Source organism: Streptomyces sp. NPDC052012 (genome assembly GCF_040689265.1).
Lineage (GTDB): Bacteria > Actinomycetota > Actinomycetes > Streptomycetales > Streptomycetaceae > Streptomyces.
Genome location: NZ_JBFAXA010000020.1, coordinates 38,618 through 55,504, shown reverse-complemented (window position 1 = coordinate 55,504; position 16,887 = coordinate 38,618). Strand labels below are relative to the sequence as shown.

Below are 16,887 nucleotides of genomic sequence, written 5' to 3'. Positions count from 1 at the left end.
CTCAGGGGGGTCCGGGCGGTCTGTGACGCTGGTCAAGCCCTACCAGCTAAGAGGTTGTGCATGCGCACTGGCAGAACCGGCACCGTGGCCGCGCTCGCGGGGGCGCTCGCCCTCGTGGCGTTCGGCGCACCGGCCGCTCAGGCGGCGGACACCGGCATCACGGTGACCGGCATGGTCGTCAACGACGGCAAGCCCATCGTCGTGGGCGTCAGCGAGGAGAAGTTCCCCAGCGTCAGCTTCCGCGTGACCTGGCCCTCGGGTTACACGCCCCACACCATCGACGCGTTCCCGTACCTGTACCACGGCACCACCGCCGCCGCGGGCGCCGAGGACGGCGGCATCTACATGGCCGGCACCATCCTGTACGAGGACAGCCCGACCTCCGCGGACGTCGAGGGCGACCTGTACATCGATCCGCGCTACACCCTGGACTCCCACAACGACGCCACGACCTGGAAGATCGCCGTCACCGCGCGGCTGTGGGACAAGACGGACACGAAGATCAAGGCCGAGGAGCGTCTGACCGGCCTCGGCTCCGTGCAGGTCAAGCGCGCGGCCCGGGTCTCCGTCAACGCCTCGCCCGAGCCGGTCGCCAAGGGCAGGACGATCACCGTGACGGGCAGCGCCACACGCGCGGACTGGGTGAAGCACGCCTACGTGGGGTACGGCGGCAAGCTTGCCAAGCTCCAGTTCCGCAAGGCGGGCACCAGCACGTACACCACGGTGAAGACGGTGCAGGCGAGCTCCACGGGCGCCCTGCGGACGACGGTCACGGCCGCCGCCGACGGCTACTGGCGCTGGACCTTCTCCGAGACGTCCACGACGGGCGGCGCGACGGCGAAGGGCGACTACGTCGACGTGAAGTGACGTGCCGCCCCGGGGCCTTGCCCACCGCGGTAACGCCCCGGGGTGACCCCGACCAGCTTCCGGAAGTGCCGGGTGAGATGGGCCTGGTCGTAGAAGCCGGTGTCCAGGGCGACCTGGCTCGGGGAGCCGCCCGCCAGCAGCAGCCGGCGGGCCCGGCCGACCCGGCGGGACATCAGGTACTGGTGCGGGGCGATGCCGTAGGCGCCGCTGAACGCCCGTACGAGATGGGCGGGATGGGCGTCGAGCAGGGCGGCGGCGTCCTTCAGGCTCAGCCCTTCCACGACGTGCTCGTCGAGCAATTCCCGTAGCTGCCGCGCGAGAACGGGATCGGGCCGGGGCGGCTGCCCGGCGTTCCGGGACCGCAGATGCTCGCGCAGCCGCTGCCCGACGAGCGTCAGCCGGCTCTCGGCCTCCAGCTCGTCACCGGGCCGCAGCAGCGCGGCATGCACCTGCCCGACCCGGCGCCGCAGCAGCGGGTCGCGCAGATCGGGCCGGTCGACGGCGGCGCCGATGAGCCGGTCCTCCAGGTGGGTGCCGTCCAGGTACAGGACACGCTTGCGGAAGCCGTCCGCGGTGGCCGCGGCGCCGTTGTGCGGAACGTGCGGCGGCAGCAGGGTCACCGTGTCGTGCGGCGTGCCGTGCTCGTGCCGGTCGAGGTCGTACCGCACGGCGCCGTCGTCGACGATCAGCAGCGTCCAGGCGTCGTGGACGTGCATCGGGTAGGCGTACTCGGTGAAGCGGGCGTGGAACACCTCGACGACGCCGGGCACGCCGGGCCGCCAGGCGGAGACCTGCTGCTCGGTGGCTGGCTGCGGAGCCATGCAAAGAACGTACAAGACGCGCGCGGGACCGGACCGGCAGTCTCGCTGCCATGAGCACACGCTTCGACACGAAGATCGCCGTCCTGCTGCGCGAGGACCTGGAGACCTGGCAGCGTCTGAACGTCACCGCGTTCCTGGTCAGCGGCCTCGGCACCCAGCTCCCCGAGGTGATCGGCGAACCGTACGAGGACGCGGACGGCGTCCCCTACCTGCCGATGTTCCGCCAGCCGGTGCTGGTCTTCGAGGGCCCGAAGGAGACCCTGACGGCGGCCCACGGCAAGGCCCTGTCCCGCGCCCTGCCCCGGGCGGTCTTCACGAGCGACCTGTTCGCGACGGGCAACGACACCGACAACCGCGCGGCGGTACGGGCGGTGGGGACGGCGGACCTGGACCTGGTGGGCCTCGCGGTCTACGGCCCGAGGAACGCGGTGGACAAGATCCTCAAGGGCGCCCGCATGCACCCGTGAGACCCTGAGGCCATGCCCCGCCCCCTCCTCTTCCTGGACGTGGACGGCCCGCTCCTGCCCTTCGGCGAGCCGACGCGGGACGCTGCGGACGCGGGCGACGGGGCCAACGGAGACAACAGCGGCAACCGAGCCGACGGGGCCAAACCCCCGGCCAACGGCGGCAACCGAGCCGACGGGGGCAAACTCCTGGCCAACGGCGGCACCCGAGCCGGCGGGGACAACCCCCTGGCCAACGGCGGCACCCGAGCCGGCGGGGACAACCCCCTCCTCCACCGCCTCGACCCGGCCCTCGGCCCCCGCCTCCTCGCCCTGGACTGCGTCCTGGTCTGGGCGACGACCTGGTCCGACGAGGCGAACACCACCATCGCCCCGCTGCTGGGCCTCCCGCCCCTCCCGGTGATCGACTTCCCGGAGGCAACGGCCCCCGTCCCCCGCGGCGTGCACTGGAAGACCCACTCGCTGTCGGAGTGGGCGGGCCACCGCCCGTTCATCTGGCTGGACGACGAGATCACCGAGACGGACCGCACCTGGACGACCGCGGCCCACCCGGCCCCGACCCTGCTGCTGCGGGTGGACCCGGCGCGCGGTGTGACGGAGGAGGACTTCGCAACGATGGGGGAGTGGCTGCGCCTACACGGCTGCCGATGACGGGCCCGTGCCGGCCGGGCGAGGCTCGCCGTGGAAGACCTGCGTGGCATGCCAGGTGCGGTGAGCCGCGGCGACGGGCCGGGCACCCGGCTGAGGCCCGACGATCGGACGCCCGGAGAGCGAGAGCACATGCGCCCGGGCGGCATCACTGTGCCCGACGAACTGCTGCGAGACGACTATGCGGTGACCTTCGCCGACACCGAGGACGCCCTTGTCGAACAGCTTGTGGTGCAGTGAGCAGAGGCACAGCCCGTTGTCGACCTCGTCCGGTCCGCCGAACGCCCACCAGCGCACATGCGCCGCCTCCAGCCCGACGGGCACCGCGCCGATCCGTCCGTCGTAGCCACAGAAGGCGCACCGGTACTCGTAGGCGGTGAGCACCAGCTCACGCATCCGACGGTCCCGCTGCTGCCGCCGAGTGCCCGAGAACTGCTCGACCTCCAACGGCTCCAAAGCCAGCCCGACGGCTTCGCACAGGTCGGGGTGGAGCGAAGGCGGGAAGTTCGCGTCGAGCACGGCACGTGCCATACGTCCGAGCAGATCCGGTTCCCTCCGCAACGCCGCCCGCAGATCCGGCGCGAGCCGCCCGGCTGCACGGGTCGCGCGCAACTCCCGTATCCCGGTACCCGGACTACCGGGGCCGCGATCGCTCCGCACTTCCCACACCCCGTCACTGACCAGGTGGTGGAACGGATAGGCGGGCGTAGTGGGCCCGCTCGGACCGTACTCGGCCAGCAACCGCTTGAGATCGTCCTCCACCGCGCTGTACACCAACGCGCCTTCGCCGTCCCGCTGAAACCGCCCCAGGGCATACAGGAGAAGCAACGGTTTGTGTGGAGCCCGAACCCCACTCCGGCTCCACTGCCTCAACTCCGCCGCACGCCTGACCCAGTCCATGACGGGCGATGGTATCGACGCAGGACGACCCCTCAGGCTGTGCGTCAGGGCCAGGTGCACTCGATACGGTCATGCCGCACGGCATAAGCCGCGGGCCCACCCTTCTCGACAGCCCGGTGAATGGCATCACGCCGGGCGACGAGCCTTTCGACCATCTCGGCACTGCGAAGCTGCTGGTTGTCGAGGTAGAACAGCACTGCCTCCCGCTCCAGAACGGGCCGGATCTCTACATCCCGGGTCTTGATCCGTCCGTCTTTGGAGAGCGGGACCCAGGACCGATCGAGACCGTGCGTGATCCATTCCTCGTCGGGGACGTCCTGCCCGTCTTCGGGGAAGACGTCTCCGATGCGATGGACCGTCCACCCACAGGCTCTCAGCCCCTCGGCGACACGTCGCCCCAGATTCCGGTCCAGGAAGAACTCATGCGGCAAGGTGCACCACTGCCCGGCAGAGCGCGTCCACTTGCTCAGGCGTCATGTCGTAGTCGTAGGCGATGTCCTCGACGGTCTCCCCGGCTTCCCACAGATCGGTGATGGCCTTGACCGGGACCCGGTTGGCGGCGACCACGGGCAGACCGTGACCGAATCGTGGGTCGATCACCACGGGAACCGCGTCCGGGTACTGCCGTAGCCGCAGACTTGAAGGGAAATCGTCGCCCGGCTCCCAGGTGAGGAAGCGGAGATAGTCGGAGACCACTTCCCTGATGGGTACCTGGCCGTCGCGGGCCCTGCGGAGATCTCCCCAACCGTGCTCGATGAAGATGTCCACACCGTCCGTGGCGATGCGCTTCGAGACGAGACCGTAGGGCGTGTCGAAGGCGTCCCGTACGGCGGCGGCCGCCTCTCTGATCTCGCTCATGCGCAGGCCGAGAGAGCGCAGAGAACGCAGGACGTGCGCCTCTGCCACCGCGATGAACGGCACGGAGGGCTGCCCCTTCCGCACGGGCTCCACCTGGTGGACCAACGGAGCTCCAGCAGCTGTGCCCTTCAGCCAGGAGGTGAGGGTCGACTGCGGAATCTCCAGGTAGGAGGCGGTCTCCGTGGGTGTCAGAAGCCCGTCCTTGAACCTGTCGACCATGCCCCACCTCCTCCTCGCGCCGGACCTCGCATCGTGGCACATCAAGCCTCCCACCCAAGGGTCCCCCGCACACCCGGTCCGGGTTTCAGCCGGCCGCAAGGAAGGGTTCCTGGCAGCGGCAGTCACGGCAACGCCCTGGTTCCCGTGCGCGGAAGGCGCGGTCGCAGCCGTCGCAGGTCTGAAAGGGCAGGACGGTGGCAGGGCGACGTTCGTCGGGCGCTGACCTGGCGGGGTCGGGCAGTGGTGTCTGACGCAGCCGGAAGGCGAGGATGCCTGCCGAACGAGCGCGGAGCCGGTCGGGGAGCCTCGCGGTGAGCCGCTCGGTGATCTCGACGGCCCCGAGACCCGCTGCCAGCCACTCCGCCACGGCAGGTGCCAGCCGTGCGGCCTCCTCCGTGGAGAGGACGAGCCGCGGATCGACTCGACGCAGAGCGGCGAGCACGGCGACCGCTTGCGGGTCGGTGTCGGTGAGCGCGGGCCGGGCTCACCGGCCTGGGCGGGAGAGGCTCCGCAGTGGGCTCGGGCATCGACGCCACACGACCGGCCGCGGGGTCCGGGTCCGGGGCAGCGTCCGCGGCCGGAACGTCGTAGAAGAACGTGCGCGTACGGATCTGCCCTGAGGCCGTCCGCTCGCGGCGGCGCTTCAGGTGACCGGCCTGCTCCAGCTCCCTGAGAGCGCGCGAGATCAGGATCTCGCCCTCGGTGAAGTGCTCACACAGGGCGGCGATGGTGACGGGCGAACCGTCCGGGAGAGACAGGATGTACGTCGCCACGCCGATCGTGACCGCACTGCCGCGCCGTTGCGCGAGGGCGTTGGAGATCACGGTGAAGTCGGCGGTGAGCCGGGTGCGTACATGAATCACACCGGAGGTCGGAGCTCCGGCGTCGGCGCGCAGGCGCGCGTTAGACTGCGGGTCAGCCATCGGGAAGGGGCTACTTCCTGATCGGTGAGGCCCTCGTTCGGGATGCCAGTCCCGGCCGGGGGCCGTATCTGTTTGCGGTTGTCGCGGCGAACGTAACCGTCCGTATCCCAGCGCCGCAAGCCGGTCACTCGGACGGGTGATGCGGTCGGGAGGGTGGGTGGGCGGGTAGTTCTTTCCCCGGTTCTTTGGGAGTTGAGCCGTCCACCGCCTCCTCGCGGACGAGGAACCGGCGGGCCGGGAGGACGGACGGGGACCGGGGCCCGGTGGGCTCGGAAGCGGTGCCGGTCAGTCCTGATGGTGTCCATGAATGCCGTACGCCCAGACGGATCGCCTACTGCCTCGCCCTCGCTCCGCCTCTCCGTGCGCCTGGCGCCTCACGTCTCCAGGTATCTCAACACCGCCAGGATGCGCCGGTTGTAGCCCGTCGTGTGGGACAGCTCCAGTTTGTCGAAGATCGCGTTGAGGTTCTTCTCCACCGCGCTCAGGGAGATGTGCAGCTTCTGCGCGATCGCCGTGTTCGTGTGGCCCTGGGCCAGGACCTCGAGGACGCTGCGCTCGCGGGGGGTGAGGCGGGCCAGGGGGTCTGCGTGGGTCGTGCGGATGACCAACTGCCGTACCACCTCGGGATCGATGGCGGCGCCGCCCGCCTGGATGCGTTCCAGCGCGTCCAGGAACTCCTCGACCTGGGCGACCCGGTCCTTGAGGAGGTATCCCACCCGCTCCGCGCTGGAGGCCAGCAACTGCGCCGCGTAGTTGCGCTCGATGTGCTGGGACAGCACCAGCACGCCGACCTCCGGCCACCGTTCCCGGATCTCCAGGGCCGCGCGCAGTCCCTCGTTGGTGTGGGTCGGAGGCATCCGGATGTCGAGGACGACGACATCGGGGCGCCGGGCGGCCATCTCCTCCAGCAGGGGCCCGGCCTCGCCGAACGCGCCCAGCACCTCGTGGCCCTCCTCCACGAGCAGCCGGACCACGCCCTCGCGCAGCAGGGTCGAGTCCTCGGCGATCATCAGGCGCATGGCAGCTCCGCGGTCACGATGGTGGGTCCCCCCTCGGGGCTGTCGACGTGCAGGATGCCGTCCAGCGCGGCCACCCGGCTGCGCAGTCCGCTCAGTCCGCTGCCCGACGGATCCGCGCCGCCCCTGCCGTTGTCCCGGACCTGCACCGCGAGCACCCTGTCACGCAGCGCCACCCGCACCACGACGGCCGTGGCCCGGGAGTGCTTGGCCGCGTTGGTCACGGCCTCCGACACCACGAAGTACGCCGCGGTCTCCACCGGTTGCGGCAGTTCGCCGACGACGTCGAACTCCGTACGGACGGGGATGCCGCACCGCTCGGACACCCCGCTCAGTGCCTCCTCGAGCCCCAGGCTGTCCAGCGCCGAGGGATAGACCCGCCAGGCCACCTCGCGCAGTTCGGCGAGGACGTCCTGTGACTCCTGGTGCGCCTGGCGCAGCAGGGCCTCAGCCCGTGCGGTGTCGCCGTGCGCGCGGCGGGCGCGGCCGAGCAGCATGGCGAGCGCCACGATCCGTTGCTGGATCCCGTCGTGCAGGTCCCGTTCGATGCGCCGGCGTTCGGCGTCCACGGCCTGGACGACCGCGGCCCGGCTGGCGGCCAGTTCGAGGACGCGTCGCCGCAGCAGCTCCCGCTCGGAGGGGCCGAAGCACTCACGGGCGATCCGCGCGTCCAGCTCGGCGAGCGCGTGCAGTCCCTGGAGGTCGAGGAAGAGCAGGACCCCGCCGAGGACCACCTGGCCCACCACGTTGTGCCAGGGCAGACTTCCCCGGAGCATCGCCCACAGCAGTACGACCGCCAGTACGGCACCGAAGGCCAGCAGGGCGACGACGACACTGCACACCAGCCCCGCGACCGTGCGAACCGCCAGGTAGCGCAGGAGCTTCCGGTCGGACACCTCGTACTGCTCGGGGAAGCGGTCGCCGAAGAAGGCGGACCGCCGGGCGCGCTCCAGCACCGTCAGCCGGCGGATCCCGGTCATGAGGAGGCCGAGCGCGCCGGGCCGGGTGCGGGGCCACAGCAGGAAGGGGCCGAGGGCGGTGCCGGCGAGCAGGAAGTAGAGGAGGCCGATCAGGGCCGTCGCGCAGCCGAGGAGCACACCGGCACTTCGCCGCGGCCAGGAAGGGGGCCGGGTCGTCGCGTCGTCCTCACCGGCGTCCCCCTGCACGAGGGCCGAGCCTAGGGCGGGCCCATGCCGCGAGCAAGATCGGCCGGGTGCCGGGGGAGGCGGAACCCTCTCGTGGGAGGAGGCGGGGCGGGTCATGACGTACGGCGGTGCCGGGCGCCGGTGCGGTCGCGGCCGCGCAGCCGTACGGTCACGTACGCCACGATGGCGGCGGCCACCAGGGCCAGCACCGCCTTGGAGAGCACGCCGACATAGTCCCCCACCGTCTCCCACTGGTCCCCCAGCCAGTAACCGGCCATCACCAGCACGGAGTTCCAGACCAGGCTGCCGAGCCCGGTCAGCAGGACGAACACGGGCAGCGGCATCCGCTCCACCCCGGCGGGGACCGAGATCAGACTGCGGAAGATCGGCACCATACGGCCGAGGAGGACCGCCTTGGTGCCGTGCTTAACGAACCATTGCTCCGTGCGCTCCAGGTCGGATGCCTTCACCAGGGGCAGCTTCGCCCAGATCGCATGCATCCGTTCACGGCCGAAGAGCATGCCGATCCAGTACAGGAGCACCGCTCCCGCGACCGAGCCGAGCGTGGTCCAGAACAGCGCGGAGGCCAGGGTGAGCACCCCCTGCCCGGCGGCGAACCCGGTCAGCGGCAGGATCACCTCGCTCGGCAGCGGGGGGAACAGATTCTCCAGCGCGACGGCCAGACCGGCTCCGGGCCCGCCCATCGCGTCGACGAGATCGGCGGCCCACCCCGCGATCCCGTCGGCGGGTTCCTGCGGCAGGGCCAAGGAGATGAGAGGCACGGAAGTCTCCAAGCAGACGAGGCGATCCAGTCCCCCGGGCAACCGCCCCGGGCCTCTTCAGCCTAGAAACCCCAGCTCAACCCCGGTATGAGGTTCACCCCCCAGCCCACTGCGGTTTCCCGCACCCCGCCCTTGAGGCCCATGGGCTTGTCGCTGCGGCGACAGCGACAAGCCCCCTGCCTGCCACACGCCGCAGGCAGGGGGCTGATCAATACCCCTTACTTCTTCTTGCCCTGGTTCTTCACGGCCTCGATCGCCGCGGCTGCCGCCTCCGGGTCGAGGTAGGTGCCGCCGGGGTTCAGGGGCTTGAAGTCGGCGTCCAGGTCGTAGGAGAGCGGGATGCCCGTCGGGATGTTCAGGCCCGCGATGTCGGCGTCCGAGATGCCGTCCAGGTGCTTGACCAGGGCGCGCAGGCTGTTGCCGTGGGCGGCGACCAGGACCGTGCGGCCGGTGAGGAGGTCGGGGACGATGGCGTCGAACCAGTAGGGGAGCATGCGGACGACGACGTCCTTCAGGCACTCCGTCTGCGGGCGCAGCTCCGGCGGGAGGGTCGCGTAGCGCGGGTCGGAGAACTGGGAGTACTCGGCGTCACGGGCGAGCGGCGGCGGCGGGGTGTCGTAGGAGCGGCGCCACAGCATGAACTGCTCCTCGCCGAACTCCGCGAGCGTCTGCGCCTTGTCCTTGCCCTGCAGCGCGCCGTAGTGACGCTCGTTCAGGCGCCACGAGCGGTGGACCGGGATCCAGAGGCGGTCGGCGGACTCGAGGGCGAGCTGCGCGGTGCGGATCGCACGCTTCTGGAGGGACGTGTGGACCACGTCGGGGAGCAGGCCGGCGTCCTTCAGCAGCTCGCCGCCGCGCGTCGCCTCCTTCTCGCCCTTCGGGGTGAGGTTGACGTCCACCCAGCCGGTGAACAGGTTCTTCTCGTTCCACTCGCTCTCGCCGTGGCGGAGGAGGATCAGCTTGTACGGTGCGTCGGCCATGGGGCCGAGCGTAATCGAAGCCCTGCACGGCCCGCGCGCCCTGCCCGGTGGGCGGACGGTTGACGGGATCTGCTAATTGAGTGGTCCGCCCGGACGACGGGTTTGTAAGTTGTGCCTGCCGCTGAAGCCGCTTACATCCGGGGGGTCCCATGTCTGCCGTCGTCCGTGCGAGACGGGCGGTCCGCGAGACCGTCTCGGGGCTGCCCCCGGCGTTCTGGTGGCTGTGGACCAGCACCCTCGTCAACCGGCTCGGCGCCTTCGTCGCCACCTTCATGGCGCTGTACCTCACCCTCGACCGCGGCTACTCCGCCACCTACGCCGGTCTCGTCGCCGCACTGCACGGACTGGGCGGCGTGATCTCCTCCCTCGGTGCCGGCGTGATGACCGACCGGCTCGGACGGCGGCCGACGCTGCTCGTCGCGCAGGTCGCCACCGCCCTGTCGGTGGCGGCGCTCGGATTCGTGCACCACCCCGTCGCCATCGCCGCCGTCGCCTTCCTCGTCGGCATGGCCTCCAACGCCTCCCGGCCCGCCGTGCAGGCGATGATGGCCGACATCGTGCGGCCCGAGGACCGTATCCGCGCCTTCTCCCTCAACTACTGGGCCATCAACCTCGGCTTCGCCGTCTCCTCCATGGCGGCCGGCTTCATCGCCGAGTACAGCTACCTCGCCGGCTTCCTCATCGAGGCCGCGATGACGCTCGTGTGCGCCGTGGTCGTCTTCGTGAAGCTGCCCGAGTCGCGGCCCGTGCGCAGCGCCGAGACCGTGGCCCGGGAGAACTCCGTCTCGCTCGGCACCGTGCTGCGCGACGGCCGGTTCATGAGCGTCGTCGGGCTGTCGTTCCTCATCGCGCTGATCTTCCAGCAGGCCTCGGTGGGCCTGCCGGTCGCGATGGGCGAGGCCGGGTTCACCCCGGCCGACTACGGGATGGCCGTCGCCGTCAACGGTGTGCTCATCGTCGCCCTGCAGATCCCGGTGACCCGGTTCATCCAGCACCGCGACCCCGGGCGGCTGCTCGTGATCTCCTCGGTGCTCGCCGGGTACGGCTTCGGCCTCACCGCCTTCGCCGGATCGGTCGCGGTGTTCGCCCTCACCGTGTGCGTGTGGACCCTCGCCGAGATCGTCAACGCGCCGACCCAGACGGGACTCGTCGTACGGCTCTCCCCGGTGCACGGACGCGGCCGCTACCAGGGCATGTACACGATGTCCTGGTCCGTCGCCGCGCTCGTCGCCCCGCTGATGTCGGGCTTCGTCATCGACCGTTTCGGGGCCGAGTGGCTGTGGGCGGCGTGCGCCGTCATCGGCACGATCGCCGGTCTCGGGTACGGGCTGCTCATGCGGCGCCTGCCGGCGGAGGAACCGACGGCAGGCGTCTCCAAGGAGGAGCCGGTACGACCCGAGGTCAGCGCGTCCTGAGTTCCTCGGCAGGCCCGCTCACACCGACAGCGGCACCGCGTGGATCTCGTCGGCCTTGTGGCCGGTCCGCTCGTGGATGCGCTGGACCGCTTCGGCGGAGGGGGCCTCGGACAGGCAGTAGATCGTCCCGGACTCCGGGTCCGCCCAGGCCTGCCGGAAGTGGACTCCCTCCTCTTCCTGTATCTCGACGTCGGCAGCGTGCGCCTGCCTCAGCTGCTCCTCCGTGATGCCCTGCATTCCGTGGTGGACGTCCATGAACTGCGTCATCGCCTCGCACCTCCTCGTCCCGTGGCGTCCCGTACCTCCATGGTGGGCCTCGCCGCGGCCCCCGGCATGCCGGAGGACCCCGGCGCTCATGCCGCCGGGGTCCTCCGACTCCGTACCGAGAGCCCTGCCCCGTCAGCCGCACTGGCAGGGGTTGCCCGACTGGCAGCCGCAGCCGCAGCCCGAGCCGCAGCCGCAGGCGGCGATCAGCGTGAGGTTCCTGATCTCGGCGGGCTGCTCGGTCTCGCGCTCCTGGGTGGGGTCGGGCGTCGTGCTGGGGGAACTGGGGGAATCGGACATGGGTCCCTCCTCGAGGCCGGTGCCTGTGCCCATTGGACGCCCGCCCCGCCGGGCGCATCAACGGCGCACTGAGGCTCACGCACGCCCCGCCCGGCTCCCCACACGCCCGCCCCGCCGCAGGCCCGGGGAAGCCCTACGCCTGGATCTCCTGCTGCATCTCCGCCTGGATCTCGTCCGCGTGCTCACCCGTCACCAGGTACACCACGCGCTTGGCGACCGACACCGCGTGGTCGGCGAAGCGCTCGTAGTAGCGGCCCAGCAGCGTGACGTCGACGGCCGTCTCGATGCCGTGCTTCCAGCGGTCGTCCATCAGGTGCTGGAACAGCGTGCGGTGCAGCAGGTCCATCGCGTCGTCGTCCTGCTCCAGCTGGAGCGCCAGGTCGACGTCCTTGGTGATGATCACCTCCGCGGCCTTCGCCATCAGACGCTGGGCGAGCTGGCCCATCTCCAGGATCGTCGCGTGCAGATCGCTCGGCACCGCGTGCGACGGATAGCGCAGCCGGGCGAGCTTCGCCACGTGCTGGGCGAGGTCGCCGGAGCGCTCCAGGTCCGCCGACATCCGCAGCGAGGTGACGACGATCCGCAGGTCGGTCGCCACCGGCTGCTGCCGGGCCAGCAGGGCTATCGCACGGGCCTCCAGGTCGTGCTGGAGCTCGTCGACCTTCTGGTCGGCCTCGATCACGCTCTCGGCCAGCTTCAGATCGGAGTCGAGGATGGCGGTCGTGGCGCGCCCGATCGCCGACCCGACCAGCCGGGCCATCTCCACCAGACCGTCGCCGATCGAATCCAGTTCCTCGTGGTACGCGTCCCGCATCAGGCTTCCTCTCGTGCGTCTCTTCGGGGATCAGGGGCCAGGGCTCACTCGCTGCCGGGGACTCCCCGAACCCCACGCTCCCACGGTCCGTCCCTTACGCGTCCGTTTCCGTCACCCCAAATGAACCATCCCTGGCTCCAAGGTGAACTCTGGGCGACGAGTGTTCGAGCACGACCCCCGGCGGCTGTGGTCACCGCCTGAGCCGTGCCTAACCTGGATGCATGGACGTGAACGCGGCGGTCGCCGCAGCGGCAGCGATCGCCGGAGTGCTCACCGGCGTCATCGCCATGCTCGCGGTCCGTTTCAGCGAGCGCGAGCAGAAGCGCCCCACGCGCAGCTCTCTGCACACCGACCCGGTGCTTCCGCCGGGCGTGGACACCGTCCTGTCCGTGCTGCGCTCCTCCGCCGTCGTCCTCGACGAGGCCGACGGCGTGGTCAAGGCCAGCTCCGCCGCGTACGCCCTCGGGCTGGTCCGCGGCGGCAAGCTCGCCGTGGAGCCGATGCTGCAGATGGCCCGCGACACCCGGCGCGACGGCGAGATACGCCAGGTAGAGCTGGATCTGCCGCGGCGCGGCACCGGGCGCGGCGAGGCCCTCGCCGTCTCCGCGCGGGTGGCCCCGCTCGGCTCCCGGCTCGTGCTGCTGCTGGTCGAGGACCTCACCGAGGCCCGCCGGATCGAGGCGGTCCGGCGGGACTTCGTCGCCAACGTCAGCCATGAGCTCAAGACCCCCGTCGGTGCCCTCTCCCTGCTGTCCGAGGCGGTCATGGACGCCGCCGACGACCCCGAGGCGGTGCAGCGTTTCGCCGGCCGGATGCAGATCGAGGCGACCCGGCTCACCAACCTGGTGCAGGAGCTCATCGACCTCTCCCGGGTGCAGAACGACGATCCCCTCGAGGACGCCGAGCCGGTCCGGGTGGACGAACTGGTCGCCGAGGCCGTCGACCGCTGCCGGCACGCGGCCGGCACCAAGCAGATCACCATGGTCTCCGGAGGCACCGACGACCTGGCCGTGTGGGGACACCGCGGCCAGCTCGCCGCCGCGCTCGGCAATCTCGTCGAGAACGCCGTCAACTACTCACCCGCCCGCACCCGCGTCGGCATAGCGGCCCGCAGGGTCAGCCAGCCGGGCGGGGACCTGATCGAGATAGCGGTGACCGACCAGGGCATCGGTATCTCCGACAGGGACAAGGAGCGCATCTTCGAGCGCTTCTACCGCGTCGACCCGGCCCGCTCCCGTGCCACCGGCGGTACGGGACTCGGCCTCGCGATCGTGAAGCACGTGGCCGCCTCGCACGGCGGGGAGGTCACGGTGTGGAGCGCCGAGGGCCAGGGCTCCACCTTCACCCTCAGGCTGCCGGAGGCCGGTGCGGTGCGTGACCGCGCCACCCACCAGCAGTCCGACCGGGACACCTCCGACGGCTTCGACGGCGAGGCCGGCCGGTCGCATCCCCCCGCTACCTCTTCCCCCGCGTCCCCCGCTTCCTCTGCTTCCCCCCACGCTGCCCCTCCATCCGACACATCCGCGTACGAAACGCTTCCCTCCCCGGAGGTCCTTCCGTGACCCGAGTGCTCGTCGTCGAGGACGAGGAGTCCTTCTCCGACGCCCTGTCGTACATGCTCCGCAAGGAGGGCTTCGAGGTCGCCGTCGCGACCACCGGGCCCGACGGACTCGACGAGTTCGAGCGCAACGGCGCCGACCTCGTCCTTCTCGACCTGATGCTGCCCGGGCTGCCGGGCACCGAGGTGTGCCGTCAGCTGCGCGGCCGTTCCAACGTCCCCGTCATCATGGTGACCGCCAAGGACAGCGAGATCGACAAGGTGGTGGGCCTGGAGATAGGGGCCGACGACTACGTCACCAAGCCCTTCTCCTCCCGCGAACTGGTCGCCCGGATCCGCGCCGTGCTGCGCCGCCGCGGCGACGGTCCGGAGGAGGTCGCCCCCGCAGCGCTGGAGGCCGGCCCGGTCCGCATGGACGTCGACCGGCACGTGGTGACCGTCGGTGGCACCAAGGTCGACCTGCCGCTGAAGGAGTTCGACCTGCTGGAGATGCTGCTGCGCAACGCCGGCCGCGTCCTCACCCGCATGCAGCTGATCGACCGCGTCTGGGGCGCCGACTACGTGGGCGACACCAAGACCCTCGACGTCCACGTCAAGCGCCTGCGCGCGAAGATCGAACCGGACCCGGGCGCGCCGCGGTACCTGGTGACGGTCCGGGGGCTGGGCTACAAGTTCGAGCCGTAGGAAGCGCCGGGCGCACGCGCCCACAGGGAAGGGCGGGACCCCGTGCAGGGGTCCCGCCCTTCTTGCTGTGCCGTACGAACGATCAGTGGCCGGCGGCCTGCTCGCTCGCGGACGCGGCGTCGGACGGGGTGCCCGACGGGGCGTCGGTGCTGCCGTCCGCCGGAGCGCCGGACTCGTGGGCGCCGCCGGACTCGCCCGCACCGGCCGACTCCTCGGCGCCCGGGTTCTGCGCGGCCTCCTCGGACTCTCCCGCCGACGGCTCCGCCGAGGCGCCCGGCGCGGCCGGCTCCTCGCTCGGGCCCCACTCCTCGTAGAAGTTCTCGGCCGGGAAGACGAACGCGCGCAGGCTCACGTCGCCGGTCCTGCTGAACGTGAAGGTGACCCGCTGGGCGTTGCCGTCCTGGATGGCCTCACGGCTGGCGGGCAGGACGGCGGAGGCGTTGCCCTCGCCGCCCAGGATCAGCCGGCCGCCCGGCGGGATGGTCAGGCTGCCGCCCTCGGCGGGGGTCAGCTCGGCGCTCTTGCCGGTGCCGGCGACGGTGATCGACTCCAGCGTCTCGGGGGAGTCGCCCTCGTTGAACAGCGTCGCGGAGACGACGGCCGGGCCGGTCGACTCACGCTCGGCCGGCGTGATGACCGTGGCGTTCTGGACCTTGATGTTGCCGACGGTCGTGGCCGCGTTGTCCGGCTTGACCTGAAGCGTCTGTGCGTTGTTGCCGGCCGCGCACGCGGAGAGCGAGGCGATCGAGATTGCGATGGCGGCGGCGGCGAGGGCGCCGCGTCGAAGGCTGCTGCTCACGGCGGCGGCAACTCCTTGACTCGAGCGTGGCGACCGGTGAAGCCGCCTGGAGGGTCGGTAAGCGTCTGTCAGCGGCCTTAGGTTACCGAGCCGTTCCCACGCGCCCGCACCCGACCCTCCCCGGAGCCCCGGGCGTTCCCCCGAGAAGCCCCACCCCCCTCACCGATGTCCCCCGGTCATTCGAACGTCTCCCGCTCACTCCTGCGGCATTCACATAACCCGCGCGCATTTCCCCGAAGAATGCGCGGATGGATCCCGGAATTGATCACACTGCGGATCACCGGCGGCTGCTCGACGCGCCCCGTGATCCGCAGTGTGATCCGTCCTGTGATCCGCCCGTGATCCGCTCTGTGATCAATTCCGGATTCGGCCGGAACGCGGCTCGGGCCACCGAACGGAGTAGCGGAACTCGAGCACATGGAACCGGACATATGGGGATGTTCGGCCGCTCGTGCGAGCCTCCGGATGCGTGTAACGTGCGCGTTTCACTCGCCCCGGAGAGCCGCTCCGACCTGCGAATACCTGCTTCCGCTCCGCCTGCGCAGCACGTTCATGTTGCGCTTGTCAAGCCCCGAGAATGGCCCTGACCTGCGAAAACGCCATTCAGAAGACGGCGTATCCGTGTTACCCTGGATAGCCACGGAAGGGGTACCTGTCACATGACGTTCAAGGTTGGCGACACCGTGGTCTATCCCCATCACGGGGCCGCGCTGATCGAGGCCATCGAAACTCGCCAGATCAAAGGCGTGGACAAGACCTACTTGGTGCTGAAGGTCGCCCAGGGTGACCTGACGGTACGTGTGCCAGCGGACAATGCGGAGTTCGTCGGCGTGCGTGATGTGGTCGGTCAGGACGGGCTGGACCGGGTCTTCGAGGTGCTGCGCGCGCCGTATGCCGAGGAGCCCACGAACTGGTCGCGTCGCTACAAGGCAAACCTGGAGAAGCTCGCCTCGGGCGATGTCATCAAGGTCGCGGAAGTCGTACGTGACCTGTGGCGTCGTGAGCGCGAGCGCGGACTGTCCGCCGGCGAGAAGCGCATGCTCGCCAAGGCGCGCCAGATCCTGGTCAGCGAGCTCGCTCTCGCGGAGAACACCAACGAGGACAAGGCAGAGGCCCTGCTCGACGAGGTTCTCGCCTCCTGACCCGAGGCGGAGCCCGTTCGCTCAGCGCCGCGCTCGCCACACAGCGCATCATCATGCCGCGGTGCCCGATGACACACACTGTCGCCGGGCGCTGCGGCATGTTCGCTCCCGGCCGCCGCGTCCGTACGCTGCACTTGCGCCGCGCCGGGGAATGTGTCATCACTCACGCCCCGCCCCTGGCGTGCCGGGCCCGGGCGGGCCGGCTCGACCAGAGTCACGGAAGGGGCTGGTCAAGGCGTCACGCCCGGCACTCCCCTCGCTACACAGCGAGGGCTACGCCCAGGCCAT

19 protein-coding genes and 1 pseudogene are annotated in these 16,887 nt (G+C 70.7%); 7 read left to right on the top strand and 13 right to left on the bottom strand.

Annotation, left to right across the window (positions count from 1 at the left end; translation table 11 throughout):
- Window positions 1-60: 60 nt before the first annotated feature.
- On the top strand, window positions 61-867 hold the full coding sequence (locus AB0412_RS26685; protein WP_366405113.1) for a hypothetical protein: 807 nt from the start codon (window positions 61-63) through the stop codon (window positions 865-867).
- On the opposite strand, the gene AB0412_RS26680 is transcribed toward AB0412_RS26685, so the two are convergent.
- A complete protein-coding gene (locus AB0412_RS26680) occupies window positions 849-1,688 on the bottom strand; it encodes an AraC family transcriptional regulator (RefSeq protein ID WP_366405112.1) in 840 nt (279 codons plus the stop codon). The genes AB0412_RS26685 and AB0412_RS26680 overlap by 19 nt on opposite strands.
- Before the next feature lie 50 nt (window positions 1,689-1,738).
- On the opposite strand from AB0412_RS26680, the gene AB0412_RS26675 reads away from it, so the two are divergent.
- Complete coding sequence (locus tag AB0412_RS26675; protein WP_366405111.1) at window positions 1,739-2,155, top strand: DUF2000 domain-containing protein; 417 nt, start codon at window positions 1,739-1,741, stop codon at window positions 2,153-2,155.
- 12 nt (window positions 2,156-2,167) lie between these two features.
- A complete protein-coding gene (locus AB0412_RS26670) occupies window positions 2,168-2,803 on the top strand; it encodes an HAD domain-containing protein (protein ID WP_366405110.1) in 636 nt (211 codons plus the stop codon).
- Here AB0412_RS26670 and AB0412_RS26665 read toward each other — a convergent pair.
- The 8 genes and pseudogenes from AB0412_RS26665 to AB0412_RS26630 form a co-directional block, all read right to left on the bottom strand.
- Window positions 2,786-3,700 (bottom strand): phosphorothioated DNA-binding restriction endonuclease, encoded by a 915-nt coding sequence (locus tag AB0412_RS26665; RefSeq protein ID WP_366405109.1) that lies wholly within the window; start codon window positions 3,698-3,700, stop codon window positions 2,786-2,788. The two genes, AB0412_RS26670 and AB0412_RS26665, sit on opposite strands and share 18 nt — an antisense overlap.
- A 44-nt stretch (window positions 3,701-3,744) precedes the next feature.
- Window positions 3,745-4,131 carry a toxin-antitoxin system, toxin component, PIN family protein gene (locus tag AB0412_RS26660; protein WP_366405108.1) on the bottom strand — a complete coding sequence of 129 codons (387 nt, stop codon included), beginning with the start codon at window positions 4,129-4,131 and terminating at the stop codon, window positions 3,745-3,747.
- Window positions 4,121-4,777 carry a DUF433 domain-containing protein gene (locus AB0412_RS26655; RefSeq protein ID WP_366405107.1) on the bottom strand — a complete coding sequence of 219 codons (657 nt, stop codon included), beginning with the start codon at window positions 4,775-4,777 and terminating at the stop codon, window positions 4,121-4,123. Before AB0412_RS26655 ends, AB0412_RS26660 begins: the two co-directional genes overlap by 11 nt.
- Window positions 4,778-4,862: 85 nt before the next feature.
- Window positions 4,863-5,700 (bottom strand): annotated as a pseudogene (locus AB0412_RS26650) (hypothetical protein).
- A 374-nt stretch (window positions 5,701-6,074) separates the two neighbouring features.
- Complete coding sequence (locus AB0412_RS26645; protein WP_366405106.1) at window positions 6,075-6,719, bottom strand: response regulator transcription factor; 645 nt, start codon at window positions 6,717-6,719, stop codon at window positions 6,075-6,077.
- Window positions 6,710-7,882 (bottom strand): histidine kinase, encoded by a 1,173-nt coding sequence (locus tag AB0412_RS26640; RefSeq protein WP_366405105.1) that lies wholly within the window; start codon window positions 7,880-7,882, stop codon window positions 6,710-6,712. Before AB0412_RS26640 ends, AB0412_RS26645 begins: the two co-directional genes overlap by 10 nt.
- Window positions 7,883-7,974: 92 nt before the next feature.
- Window positions 7,975-8,643, bottom strand: coding sequence for a DedA family protein (locus AB0412_RS26635; protein ID WP_366405104.1), 669 nt, complete (start codon window positions 8,641-8,643; stop codon window positions 7,975-7,977).
- Window positions 8,644-8,861: 218 nt separating this feature from the next.
- On the bottom strand, window positions 8,862-9,623 hold the full coding sequence (locus tag AB0412_RS26630; protein WP_366405103.1) for a phosphoglyceromutase: 762 nt from the start codon (window positions 9,621-9,623) through the stop codon (window positions 8,862-8,864).
- A gap of 149 nt (window positions 9,624-9,772) precedes the next feature.
- Here AB0412_RS26630 and AB0412_RS26625 point away from each other — a divergent pair, with 149 nt between their 5' ends.
- Window positions 9,773-11,038 (top strand): MFS transporter, encoded by a 1,266-nt coding sequence (locus tag AB0412_RS26625; RefSeq protein WP_366405102.1) that lies wholly within the window; start codon window positions 9,773-9,775, stop codon window positions 11,036-11,038.
- Between the two features lie 18 nt (window positions 11,039-11,056).
- Here the strand turns inward: AB0412_RS26625 and AB0412_RS26620 are convergent, their stop codons facing one another.
- The 3 genes from AB0412_RS26620 to phoU form a co-directional block, all read right to left on the bottom strand.
- Window positions 11,057-11,305, bottom strand: a complete 249-nt coding sequence (locus AB0412_RS26620) for an SCO4226 family nickel-binding protein (protein ID WP_366405101.1) — start codon at window positions 11,303-11,305, stop codon at window positions 11,057-11,059.
- Window positions 11,306-11,437: 132 nt separating this feature from the next.
- Entirely contained in the window at window positions 11,438-11,602 is a 165-nt protein-coding gene (locus AB0412_RS26615) for a hypothetical protein (RefSeq protein WP_366405100.1), read from the bottom strand.
- A 133-nt stretch (window positions 11,603-11,735) separates the two neighbouring features.
- The gene (gene phoU / locus AB0412_RS26610) at window positions 11,736-12,416 is read right to left on the bottom strand and encodes a phosphate signaling complex protein PhoU (RefSeq protein ID WP_366405099.1); all 681 of its coding nucleotides are present in this window, start codon (window positions 12,414-12,416) and stop codon (window positions 11,736-11,738) included.
- Window positions 12,417-12,637: 221 nt separating this feature from the next.
- On the opposite strand from phoU, the gene AB0412_RS26605 reads away from it, so the two are divergent.
- A complete protein-coding gene (locus AB0412_RS26605; protein ID WP_366405098.1) occupies window positions 12,638-13,978 on the top strand; it encodes an ATP-binding protein in 1,341 nt (446 codons plus the stop codon).
- Window positions 13,975-14,658, top strand: a complete 684-nt coding sequence (locus tag AB0412_RS26600; protein WP_366405097.1) for a response regulator transcription factor — start codon at window positions 13,975-13,977, stop codon at window positions 14,656-14,658. The genes AB0412_RS26605 and AB0412_RS26600 overlap by 4 nt, the downstream gene beginning before the upstream one ends.
- A gap of 82 nt (window positions 14,659-14,740) precedes the next feature.
- Here the strand turns inward: AB0412_RS26600 and AB0412_RS26595 are convergent, their stop codons facing one another.
- Window positions 14,741-15,457: a DUF461 domain-containing protein gene (locus AB0412_RS26595; RefSeq protein ID WP_366405096.1), complete on the bottom strand. Its 717-nt coding sequence runs from the start codon at window positions 15,455-15,457 to the stop codon at window positions 14,741-14,743.
- A gap of 659 nt (window positions 15,458-16,116) precedes the next feature.
- Between AB0412_RS26595 and AB0412_RS26590 the strand changes: the two genes are divergently transcribed.
- Window positions 16,117-16,599 (top strand): CarD family transcriptional regulator, encoded by a 483-nt coding sequence (locus AB0412_RS26590; protein ID WP_003953493.1) that lies wholly within the window; start codon window positions 16,117-16,119, stop codon window positions 16,597-16,599.
- Window positions 16,600-16,887 lie beyond the last annotated feature (288 nt).

Excerpts from the sequence above, each read along its gene's own strand:
- AB0412_RS26685 (WP_366405113.1), top strand. The coding sequence starts at position 61 with ATGCGCACTGGCAGAACCGGCACCGTGGCCGCGCTCGCGGGGGCGCTC.
- AB0412_RS26680 (WP_366405112.1), bottom strand. The coding sequence starts at position 1,688 with ATGGCTCCGCAGCCAGCCACCGAGCAGCAGGTCTCCGCCTGGCGGCCC.
- AB0412_RS26675 (WP_366405111.1), top strand. The coding sequence starts at position 1,739 with ATGAGCACACGCTTCGACACGAAGATCGCCGTCCTGCTGCGCGAGGAC.
- AB0412_RS26670 (WP_366405110.1), top strand. The coding sequence starts at position 2,168 with ATGCCCCGCCCCCTCCTCTTCCTGGACGTGGACGGCCCGCTCCTGCCC.
- AB0412_RS26665 (WP_366405109.1), bottom strand. The coding sequence starts at position 3,700 with ATGGACTGGGTCAGGCGTGCGGCGGAGTTGAGGCAGTGGAGCCGGAGT.
- AB0412_RS26655 (WP_366405107.1), bottom strand. The coding sequence starts at position 4,777 with ATGGTCGACAGGTTCAAGGACGGGCTTCTGACACCCACGGAGACCGCC.
- AB0412_RS26645 (WP_366405106.1), bottom strand. The coding sequence starts at position 6,719 with ATGCGCCTGATGATCGCCGAGGACTCGACCCTGCTGCGCGAGGGCGTG.
- AB0412_RS26630 (WP_366405103.1), bottom strand. The coding sequence starts at position 9,623 with ATGGCCGACGCACCGTACAAGCTGATCCTCCTCCGCCACGGCGAGAGC.
- AB0412_RS26625 (WP_366405102.1), top strand. The coding sequence starts at position 9,773 with ATGTCTGCCGTCGTCCGTGCGAGACGGGCGGTCCGCGAGACCGTCTCG.
- AB0412_RS26620 (WP_366405101.1), bottom strand. The coding sequence starts at position 11,305 with ATGACGCAGTTCATGGACGTCCACCACGGAATGCAGGGCATCACGGAG.
- AB0412_RS26615 (WP_366405100.1), bottom strand. The coding sequence starts at position 11,602 with ATGTCCGATTCCCCCAGTTCCCCCAGCACGACGCCCGACCCCACCCAG.
- phoU (WP_366405099.1), bottom strand. The coding sequence starts at position 12,416 with ATGCGGGACGCGTACCACGAGGAACTGGATTCGATCGGCGACGGTCTG.
- AB0412_RS26605 (WP_366405098.1), top strand. The coding sequence starts at position 12,638 with ATGGACGTGAACGCGGCGGTCGCCGCAGCGGCAGCGATCGCCGGAGTG.
- AB0412_RS26590 (WP_003953493.1), top strand. The coding sequence starts at position 16,117 with ATGACGTTCAAGGTTGGCGACACCGTGGTCTATCCCCATCACGGGGCC.